Raw genomic sequence first — 3,822 nt, 5'->3', positions numbered from 1 at the left:
TCTTCTCGATGAAGACGCTGACCTTTCCCTTGATCAAAGGAGAGGTGCTTGCGTCGATGTCGCCCTTGGTCGCCTTTGAATCCTGCTGCCATGCCTTGTATGGGTTCTCGCCCTCCTCCCATGCAGCTCGCTCCGCGATGTAGCAGTAGAGCTCGCGCCGTTCACCGAGCATGATCGATCCCTGCTTTGTCGAGCCGTAGTCGAGAACGAAACGGAAGAGAGAATCGCAGGCTGAGAAGTTCCTCGCGGTACTGTTCGCCGCATAATCGGCGATGCAGAGTTCCTTCGGATATGCGAAATCCGGGAAGAGTTCGGTGAGTCGGAGCGCGTTCGAGCCCGGAGAAACGATCTTGCAGAGCCACTGCGAATCCATCAGGTTCCTGTTCGAGCTGAGGTAGTTGGACCCGTTCTGCGGAACATAGAAGTCCGCAGCAGTGTTACCGTTCCATGTGCCGTCCGCCGACTTTATTCCCTGGCGAAGCTGATGTCCCAGGCCGTTGTTCAGCGCAGCAGTCTTCTGGATAGGGCTGAAATCCACGACCGGATCATAGAGCCGTATCATGCACGGAGCGCCTTCAGCAGCGACATACACCCCAGCCTTGGTCTGTACGCCAAGTTCCAGATTCCTGTCCATACCCGACTCGTCCTTGCGCACGAGGGATATCTCGAACTCGGCTCTGGTCTGGCCCGCCGCCATGGCAACGCTGGCGTCCTCAGAACCGTCAAGAAGGAAGTCCTTGCCGGCGACGAGGTCTCCGAAGCATACATCCACGCTGATGTCCTCACGAGGAGCGATCTTGGTCTCTAGCGCAAAACGGAGAGTCTCCGCGAGGAAAGGATTGGTCACGGTCCTATCCTCGAGACAGACGACAGAAATCACAGGAAGGGTCTGAGCCTTGGTGACCTTGACGGTGGTCATGCACTTGCCGTTTGGATCAACAGTGTAACGCAGGCCTGGAAGAAGGGTCACACGGATGTCAGATTCTTCGTTCCAGATCTCGTCCTGGGCGAATGAGAGGTGGGTCTTGATGCTTTCCTGCCCCTTGGAGACAGGTATCTCATGCGATTCGACAAAGAACTGCCTGCCTTCCACAAGGTCGCCGGAGAGACTGATGCCGACGGTGAAATCGAGCTGTGCAGGATGCGAGAGCCTGAGCGAAAGGTCGATGCCCGGGCCCTCAGCCGCGGCAACGTACTCGGTACCTTCGAACTCGACCATCGGTGAGAACACCCTGGTGTCCTCCTGCGGACGGCAGGATGCGAAGAGCAGCGACGCTGCGGCTATTATTATGCTGATTATCTTTTTCATGTCTAGAACGTGAACAGGCCCAACGTGAGGGCGATTTCGTAAAGATTTCCGGCATTCTTCGAAGCAAGATACTCTCCTCCGAGGCGTACATATCCGTTAGCCCTGCCAGCCTTGCCAAGACGCATAGGGAAGTGATATGTGAGGCTTCCACGGCCGCTTACGGTCTGCGACCCGTAGTAGACCTGGTCAGGAGCGAGCACCTCGTCGACGTAGACGTTTTCCTTCGCGCACTCAAGCTGCGAGCGAAGCGGAACGATGCTCTTTGCCGCAAGTTCGAGGTCAAGCCTGTGGGAATTCCTCTCCATCAGCCTGTATGAGCCTCTGAGCTCAGCGTTGAGTGCATCGACAAGGAAGGCTGAATATGGGAGGAAGCACTCCTTGCGGAAGCCGGAATATCCTATTTCCGCACCTGCGTTCCACCTGTAGCCGGAAGCTCCGCGAAGGCCGTAGATGTCCATGCTGAGGTCAGCATCATATTTCTTGAGCATATACCTGTTCTCGTAGGTGTAGAGGGTCTCCCAGGTCTCGGTCGTGGCACCTGTGACAGGGTCCTTGACGCTGGTAAGCTCCTGGAGATTCTCGTCGGCTCCACCGTCTACCATGCTGCCCTTGAGGGCGAGCTTGAAGGCCATCTCGTCTGCGCTTGCTATGATCTCTGCGAGACCGTTGTAGGTAAGGCTGTTGTATGATCCCGGGCACTGCTTCTTGTCGCCGTAGGCGTTCGACAGCTCTCCAGCGACGCCACCGTTGAGGACGAAGTCAATCTTGTCAGAAGAGTACGAGTAGCTGAGGTCAGAGACGAAGCCGTTCGCGATGAACTGACGCTTGAATCCCGAGTACGCAGAGATGGCGCCGTCAATACGGTCCAGCCCCGACATCTTGTAGTACCAGAGATTAGGGTAAGACTGTATGGTGGTGAGGTTCTGGAGCTTCTCCTTGCTGTGAGTGAATCCGGCGTCGAGACCAACATGGTGCCTGCCGAAGCTCAGGAGCACAGATGGGATGATCTCATACCTGAGATAGCCTGTCCTTGGACGTGGGTCGCGGTTTCCGTAGATATCCTTCACCTGGTATTCGCCCTTGAGACCGACAGAGACGATATCCCGAAGAGGGGCAGTGTAGAGATCGAAGTCAAGTTCACAGTCATGCTTGCCGTAGTCCTTTGCGACCTGACAGCCGTAGATGAAAGGATTGGAGAAGTAAGGATCGATCACGTCGGACCATGCCCTGCCTTTCTCCTTGTCGAGAGTGTAGCTGAAAGAGCCCTTCATGAAGAGCTTGTCGCTGAATGAGTCATAGCGCATAGAAGAGAACTCGAAGCCCATGTCCGAACTTCCTTCCTGGGCAAGGTGGTATTCACCGGACTGGGTGAACACGCCGAGAGTGGTGAAGCTGCCGCTGGAAGGCTGCGAGAGTCCCATTCCGGCAGCGTTCCTAGTCCTGGAGTACTGCTGGTAAAGCTCCTCGATCTCCATCTTCCTATACTCAGAAGGCTCGCCGGCTCTCTTTTCCGGTTTCTGTGCGAAAGCCGTGAAAGCCCCGAAGGTCATGCAGCAGAGGGCTGCAGACAAAAGAGTCATGGTCTTTCTCATAGCAGGCCCTCCTTGTCATATTTGCGCGGTGCCGGATCTGTGCATACGACAAAATCCGCCGAGCTGTTGTTCGTGTCTTCGAGATAATATCTTCCGTTCTCCTGACGAGAGACCTTCCTCTCCACCGACTCGTGTGTGTAGCCGTTGACTGAAGAGATCACGACATATCCAGCGTCGATGTCCGACTGCAGGCGCTTCGTATTCACGTCCGGTGCGGTCTGAGCCGGTTTCTTGAGGCATTCGACGCCGTCGATGACCACAGACTTGTGCATCCTCATGAAGAGCTCTCCGGAAGTCTTTCCGCGCTGGTAGACCAGAGGCCATCCCATCACGTCCTCGTCGGTCTGGAAAAGGTAGACCGCGTTCATTCCTCCGCTGATGAGGTTCAGATACTGGATGTTGGTAGAGTTATGTACGAGCGGAAGCATAGGGACATCAGGATTGCCGGAGCCTTCGATGAGTTTCACCTCAAAGTCCGCATCGGAGAGATCCACGGTAATTGGGGCGCTCTCGAGGTGGTTCCTCGCGCTGCGAGCCGCAATCACGATGCTGGAGCCCGGTGCCACAGGGTGGTCATGTCCGTTGCCAGGGAAGCGGCACACCTGACGAGCGTAGATCGAGTCAGGATTGTCCTTCGCTGGATAGGCCGCAGGGGACACGGACTCAGCGAGTGCCAGGTACATGCCGTCGAGGTACGCAAGCTCATCCGAGTTGTTGAAGATCTCGACGTAGGAATCCGTAGTGTAAGTTCGGTCCAAGTTGTCTCTGGTGCCGGAGTAATAGACCTTGGAGATCATCAGGCTCCTGAGCACGGAAGCGCTGAGCTGTATCTCGAGGTCCTCGGCAGTGAAGATCTTCTGGTTCATCAGCGAGACGCCGACCAGCACGCGGGCATTGTCCTCGATGGGAACTTCCTCCTTG

3 protein-coding genes are annotated in these 3,822 nt (G+C 56.0%); all 3 read right to left on the bottom strand.

Features of this window, described 5'->3' with window-relative positions:
• Positions 1-1,309: hypothetical protein (locus AC06ND_RS04005; RefSeq protein ID WP_475677704.1), on the bottom strand; the 1,309-nt coding region annotated here is incomplete at its 3' end.
• A 2-nt stretch (positions 1,310-1,311) separates the two neighbouring features.
• Positions 1,312-2,901: a DUF6850 family outer membrane beta-barrel protein gene (locus AC06ND_RS04000; RefSeq protein ID WP_475677703.1), complete on the bottom strand. Its 1,590-nt coding sequence runs from the start codon at positions 2,899-2,901 to the stop codon at positions 1,312-1,314.
• On the bottom strand, positions 2,898-3,822 hold a 925-nt coding region (locus AC06ND_RS03995), incomplete at its 5' end, for a DUF4876 domain-containing protein (protein ID WP_475677702.1). The genes AC06ND_RS03995 and AC06ND_RS04000, both read right to left, overlap by 4 nt.

It is taken from the genome of Candidatus Cryptobacteroides sp., from assembly GCF_056207615.1.
The sequence above is the reverse complement of the archived record's forward strand: the minus strand, read 5'-3'. Positions and strand labels throughout refer to the sequence as shown.

Coding starts and splice junctions, on each gene's coding strand:
- AC06ND_RS04000 (WP_475677703.1), bottom strand. CDS start 2,901: ATGAGAAAGACCATGACTCTTTTGTCTGCAGCCCTCTGCTGCATGACC.